The organism is Glycomyces tarimensis, assembly GCF_054776215.1.
In genome coordinates this window covers 221061-227060 of the sequence record NZ_BAAHCB010000021.1, presented here as the reverse complement: position 1 = coordinate 227060, position 6000 = coordinate 221061, and the positions used below count along the sequence as shown (strand labels likewise).

General features: G+C 68.4%; 5 protein-coding genes. 2 read left to right on the top strand and 3 right to left on the bottom strand.

Features of this window, described 5'->3' with window-relative positions; translation table 11 throughout:
- The first annotated feature begins 376 nt into the window (after window positions 1-376).
- The gene (locus ACYVK3_RS18075; protein ID WP_460498721.1) at window positions 377-1621 is read left to right on the top strand and encodes a cation:proton antiporter; all 1245 of its coding nucleotides are present in this window, start codon (window positions 377-379) and stop codon (window positions 1619-1621) included.
- A gap of 303 nt (window positions 1622-1924) precedes the next feature.
- Window positions 1925-3052 (top strand): hypothetical protein, encoded by a 1128-nt coding sequence (locus ACYVK3_RS18070; RefSeq protein ID WP_460498720.1) that lies wholly within the window; start codon window positions 1925-1927, stop codon window positions 3050-3052.
- A 249-nt stretch (window positions 3053-3301) separates the two neighbouring features.
- On the opposite strand, the gene ACYVK3_RS18065 is transcribed toward ACYVK3_RS18070, so the two are convergent.
- The 3 genes from ACYVK3_RS18065 to ACYVK3_RS18055 form a co-directional block, all read right to left on the bottom strand.
- Window positions 3302-3775, bottom strand: coding sequence for a hypothetical protein (locus tag ACYVK3_RS18065; protein ID WP_460498719.1), 474 nt, complete (start codon window positions 3773-3775; stop codon window positions 3302-3304).
- A gap of 262 nt (window positions 3776-4037) precedes the next feature.
- Entirely contained in the window at window positions 4038-5075 is a 1038-nt protein-coding gene (locus ACYVK3_RS18060; RefSeq protein ID WP_460498718.1) for a sodium:calcium antiporter, read from the bottom strand.
- Window positions 5076-5458: 383 nt separating this feature from the next.
- Window positions 5459-5989, bottom strand: a complete 531-nt coding sequence (locus ACYVK3_RS18055) for a hypothetical protein (protein ID WP_460498717.1) — start codon at window positions 5987-5989, stop codon at window positions 5459-5461.
- Window positions 5990-6000 lie beyond the last annotated feature (11 nt).

Below are 6000 nucleotides of genomic sequence, written 5' to 3'. Positions count from 1 at the left end.
AACGGCTCTCGCCGCCATCGACTACCCAAAGCCGCCGGGCGCATGCGCGCCGTTATATCGCCATCGAACCTGGACCACCCGGCCGAGCCCCGCCGACCGGTCGCGACGCCAACAAAGTGGTCGAGGCGTTCGGTCACCAGTACCCACTGTTCGAGCCGGCGGCGGCCCTAGCACGGGAGGTCCCAGACGGCGGCACGCCCCGAAAGCCTGGAGCAGGCCGGAGGCGTTTAGAGTCGCGCCGTACTGGTAACGCGGGTGTTCGCGCCGGGTCGCGGGTTGGCACGGTAGATACTCGAATATCGCCGTTTCCGTATCGGCACTCCGAGACGGATCTGGCGACCTCGGCAGTGCAGCACCTTCGAAAGCGGGTATAGCGGTGTTCAACGTGCTCTTGGCGTCCGTCGGACTGGTGGCGATCGCCGTGGCGGCGCTGTCCGGGCGGCTGCGCAGGCTCCCGTTGTCCGAACCGCTCCTCGGTCTCCTGCTGGGGATCGTGCTCGGCCCCGCGGTCACCGGGCTCATCGCGCTCGAACCGCTTACCGGACACGACTCGTTGCTGCATGAGGGATCGCGCATACTCCTGGGGATCACGGTGATGGCGGTGGCCCTCCGGTACCCGTTCTCGACCGCGCGGTCGAGACTGCGCCCGGTACTGTTGCTGCTGGTCGTGGCGATGCCCGCGATGGCATTGATCACTGCGGGACTGTCGGCGGCGATGCTGGGGCTCGGACTTGGTGCTGCCGCTCTCATGGGCGCGGCGCTGTGTCCCACCGATCCGGTCCTGGCGTCCAACGTGGTGACCGGGAATCCGGCCGAAGAAGATCTGCCAGCACGTAGCCGTCAACTGTTGTCACTGGAATCGGGTGCCAACGACGGACTCGCATTGCCGCTGGTGCTGGTCGCCATCGCCATTGCGGGTCCTTTCTCGGGCTCCAGCGCGGCGGTGGAACTGCTGTGGCAGGTCGCCGGCGCGATCGCCGTCGGGGCGGGCATGGGTTGGCTCGGCGGCCGCGCGATTCGCGCTGGGGAAGCGCACGGTGCTACCGAGTCCGGCCCGAAGTTGCTGTTCACCGCCATTCTCGCCTTGGCAGTGCTCGGCGTGTCCGGACTTCTCCACGTCGACGGCGTACTCGCGGCGTTCGTGGGCGGCTTGGCGTTCGGGGCGGTCAGCACCGGCAAGGAGCGGCGTGATGATGTCTCCATCGACGAAGCGGTCAACCGCTTCCTCGTCCTACCGCTGTTCACCGGCTTCGGAGCCATGTTGCCCTGGCAGGAATGGGCCGACCTCGGCTGGCGCGTATGGCTGTTCGCCGGGTCGGTGCTGGTGCTGCGGCGCTTGCCGGTGCTGTTGCTGCTGCGTCGTCCGTTGTCGTTCGGCTGGGCTGACGCGGTCTATCTCGGCTGGTTCGGACCTGTCGGTGTGTCGGCGTTGTTCTACTTGATGGTCGAGGCGGAGCGGTGGGGATCTGATGCCACGCTCATCGCCACAGGGGCTCTGGTGGTGGCGGCCAGCACCGTCGTACACGGGCTGACCTCGACGCCGGGACGTGTCGCGTACCGATGGGCCACCGCTGAGGCTATTCCGGCAAGGTCGGTGACGACTGGCGATGACGCCTCCTGAAACACAACGGAGCGCTTGACGACTTCCGTGCGCCGGAAGCTTGACGCCTCCTGAACGAGGGTTGCCGACCGCTTTCCGACCTTCTCCGATTGCGCACCGAGTGCCGTACTGCGGAGGATTCTCCAGACGTCGTTCACCGGGTGCCTCCCCGCCGTCTCGGGCCGAGTCGCCCACCCGGGAACGTATCTGCCGGATAAGGCATGAATTTCGGGATGAGTGGGTATGCCGCGGCGCATGTTCCCAGAGGACGCGGGTCACACAGGCCGATCAGGTGCGCCGGCGCTCCCGGTCGGAGCCCGCCTGGTGCATATCGGCCCGCACAAGACCGGGACGACCGCGGTCCAGGGGGCGCTGCACGACGCGCGCAAGGAGCTCCCGCAATACGGGACGACTGTGGCGCACAAGGAGCGGCATCCGATGCGGGCGGTCCTGGGGCTGACCGGAGAGCCGGGCATGAAGGGGGTCGGACGGCAAGACCCGAGTGAGTGGGAGCGGCTGGTCGCCGCGGTCGAGGCGGCGCCGACCGACCGGGTGGTCGTCTCCAGCGAGTTCTTCGCCGACGCCGACGATGTCGCGATCAGGCAGGCCGTGGCCGATCTGGGCGGTCCGGCCGTCCATATCGCGGTGACGCTGCGGCCGCTGACGAAGATCCTGCCGTCCCAGTGGCAGCAGGCGGTCCAGAACGACCTGTCGATGGGCTACGAGGACTGGCTGGACACCATCTTCAACCAGCCCGCGCGGAAGCACCCGTACCGGAAGTTCTGGGTGCGGCACCGCCACGGCCGACTGGTGGAGCGGTGGGCGGCGGCGGTCGGGCCGGACCATGTCACCGTGATCGTGTCCGACGAGTCCGACCGCGACATGCTGCTGCGGTCGTTCGAGAGCCTCCTGGCGCTGCCGCACGGGGTGCTGCGCCGGCGACCCGACCAGGCCAACCGCTCGCTGAGCTGGGATGAGGTAGAGCTGGTGCGCCGCTGCAACGAGGCGTTCGCCGCCGTGAAACTGCCGCCGGCGACGTATCACACGTGCTTCCGGCAAGGTGCGGTCAAGCGCATGAAGGCGGCCCGCAAGCCCGGACCGGACGAGCCGGCCATCGCCACTCCCGACTGGGCGCTCGACCGGGCCTGCGAACTCGGCGAGGAGACGGCCCTGCAAGTGGCGAAACTCGGGGTCCGTGTCGTGGGGAACCTGGACCGGCTCTCCGAGCGGCCGACCGCCGCAGCGCTTCCCGAGCGGCCTGAAGCCGTGCCGGTGCAGGCGGCGGTCGAGGCCATCGTCGGGGCGGTCGACGCCGCGGCCCGTAAGCAGCCGAGCTCCAGATTGGCCTCACCTGTGGACGAGGCGCCGGTGAAGGAGCTGGTGCGGGTCCTGGTCCGGCGGGTGGCCCGGCGCGTCGCCCGCAGGTGCAAAGCATGGCGGCGGAGACGGTGACGGAGCGACCGGCACGAACAGCGATGCGCGGTCGCTCCAAGGATGCCAGTGGGGCGGCGATTCGAGCTCCGGCACCGTCGTGCGCCGTGGCCGGCGCCCGGCGCACCGCCTCGAAGGCCTGTAGGCGGCTCTGCCGCCGCTCCCGGCGCCGCCATGCAGGTGCAGTCGACATTCGAACCACTGGAGCGCGCATTGAGCACCGCTGCGCCCGACCTGACTCGCCTTCTGGGCCCTCCCAGGCGAGTGCGGTCAGTTGTCGCCGCTCTCTTCGCCTGAAATGGTTTCGATGCGCTCGGCGGTGAGGAACTCCTCGTCGCCGTACCGCTCGTAGGGCTCTGGCTCGTCCAAGTTGTATTGGTCGACATAGTCGTCGTAGCGGAACGACTCCTCCACCGTGCCGATCACTTGGACGATGTCGCCTTCGGCCACCGCGATTTCTTGCTCGGTCAGCACCAGCAGCGATTCGTCTGCGTACTCCTCGCCGGCCAGTTCGAACGAGGTCGCGGTGAGCACGTCGGTGACCTCGGCGCTCACGGTGACCGTATCGCCGATGTATTCCTCGTCGGAGAAGTAGTCGTCGCCGGTGATGTCCTCGACATCGGTGTCGCCGCCCGAATCGGTAGCCCTGCCCTCATCATCGCCGCAGGCGGCCAACGGCGACAGCGCGATCGCTCCGGCGGCGAACCAAGCGGTGGCTCGGGCGCGGGCATGGTCGTTCTTCATGGTGTCGGCTCCGAAATCCCTTGTCAGCGATGAGCGGCTCTGCGCAGGGGCTACCCGATGCCGCCGGTGGCATTCGCACGCCCCCATACCGAAATCCGCGATGGAAGGCCCGAGCACGGGCGCAAGACGGCTCCGCCCCTCCCCGAGGAGGTGCTGTAGGTGCGCTTGAACCGGCTGAGAACGACGCTGGCACGAGTACGACGCACCGTCTTTGAACGACGTCTGACCCGGTCTTCACCGCTCGTGCGGTGCTGACTCGATATCAGGTGGCCAGGACGGCCACGGCGCTGAGGTAGACGGCGGCGATCATGACCCCGTCGAAACCGACGCGGAGCCAGCCTCGGCGCTGGCGCACCAGCAGCCCGCCGAGGAGGACCGCCGTCATCAACAGCGAAGCAGTGGTCAGGAACAACTGGTCGTCGTCAGTCCGGTGGTAGAGCGAGCCGCCCCTGAAGAGGAGGTCGCCGACGGCGAGGTTGAGCGCATCCAGGCAGTTGCCGCCGACGACCGCCGCGATCGCCAGTGTCAGTGCGCCGCGGCGCACCGCGGCGATGGCCGCTACGGTCTCCGGGAGCGCGTTGACCACGCCCATCAGCACGCCGCCGACGAATCCGGCTTGGAGGCCGGTGGCGACGACCAGGCTCTCGGCGGCGCGCGCCACGGCCCAGCCGCTGACCATCACACCGGCGGCGATCAGCGCGAACCGCGACCAGAGCCACGCCGAGGAACGCAGCGGAAACGCGTCCTCCTCCGCAGCGTGGTCGGGGTGGGTCTCTCGGGTCGCGACCGCCTGCCACATCGGCTGGTGTCGGCCGCGAACGAGCCGCAGGCCTCCCGCGTACAGCACGACCATCACCACCGAAGCCGGGTGGAGGCCCCAAATCGTGGATTCGGGGCTGAACGAGGCGAGCAGCGCGGTCGCGAGCAGCACGATCAGCAGGCAGCCGAACAGTACGTTCTGCTCCGAGGCGGCGGCGTGTTCGAGGTTGACGTTCCGGTGAGCGGCATCGGCGATGACGATCGCAAGGGTTTGCGCGGCGATGCCGCCGACGGCGTTGCTATAGGCCAGACCCGGCTGCTCGACCGCCGCGGACACCGCCGTCATCACAATGCCCGACAGCGAAGTGACCAGCCCGAAGAACACCGCACCGAAGAACGCTTCACCCCAACCGGTCCGGTCGGCCAACGTATCGCCCAGCGCGACCAGCCGCACCCCCGCCAGGACCGTCGCGCCGCCCGCGACCGCGAAGACGACCACGGCCACGCCCGGATCCCAAGGCTCGAACAACACTTCGCCCATCATGCCAGTCCGGAGAGGACTGGCCGCTCAATCCCGTCGGACAGCCTCGGTCAGAGCACTACCGAGAACCTGAGATCTGATCGCGCCCAGGAGTCGACTCGACTCGACCGATACCTTGGGACCATGACGCTGTTCCGCGAGGCAGGGCCGGACGACTTCGCGCCCATGACAAGCGGCATCGACGGCTTCCCCGCGGTCAGCGGTCGCAGAACCCAAGATCCTGCGACCGCGGACTACCGGCCGAAGCGATTCGGCATCGTATTCCGGGCAGCAGCGATCTACCGCTCCAGGCCATCGCTCCCGTGCATCGTCCACTCGGTGACGTCGCATCGGGTGGCACATCGCCCGCGCCGGGCCTCGACGTATCCGATCCGTCGGCTGGCTCAGCCGCCCATCGGTGCTGTCGGGAGTTCCGGCTGGTCCGCGAACAGGTCGAAGTTCATGGCCACGGCGATGATCAGGCCGATGACGCCCAGCATGACACCGCCCAGCGCGAGGGCCTTCACCCAGGGCCGCGTCTCGGTCCGCCGGCCGTGCAGGGCCAGCAGTACCCCGCCGCCGACGAGCACGGCGAGGAGGGCGAAGGCGCCGTTGATGAGGGCGACGGTGTTCCATGGCGCGCCGTAGAAGGCCTCTATCTGGTCTACATTGGCGCCGCTGTTGGAATCGATCTGCCCGATGATCTCCCTTCGGGCATGGAGTTTGTCCGTGAGGGACGTGCCGGTGAGGGAGACGAGCCCGAGGGCGGCACCGACGAGGGCCACAGCACCGGCGACGAATCCGCCTTCGGGCACGGAGGTGGTCTCGGCCGTATCGTCATCGTCCTCCGCGGTGGTGCCGAGGTCTTCGTTCGCTTCCGGGGCTTCCTCGGTGTCAGGGTCGGGGTCGGGTGTTTTGGATGAATCGGTAGACATGGGAGGAACCC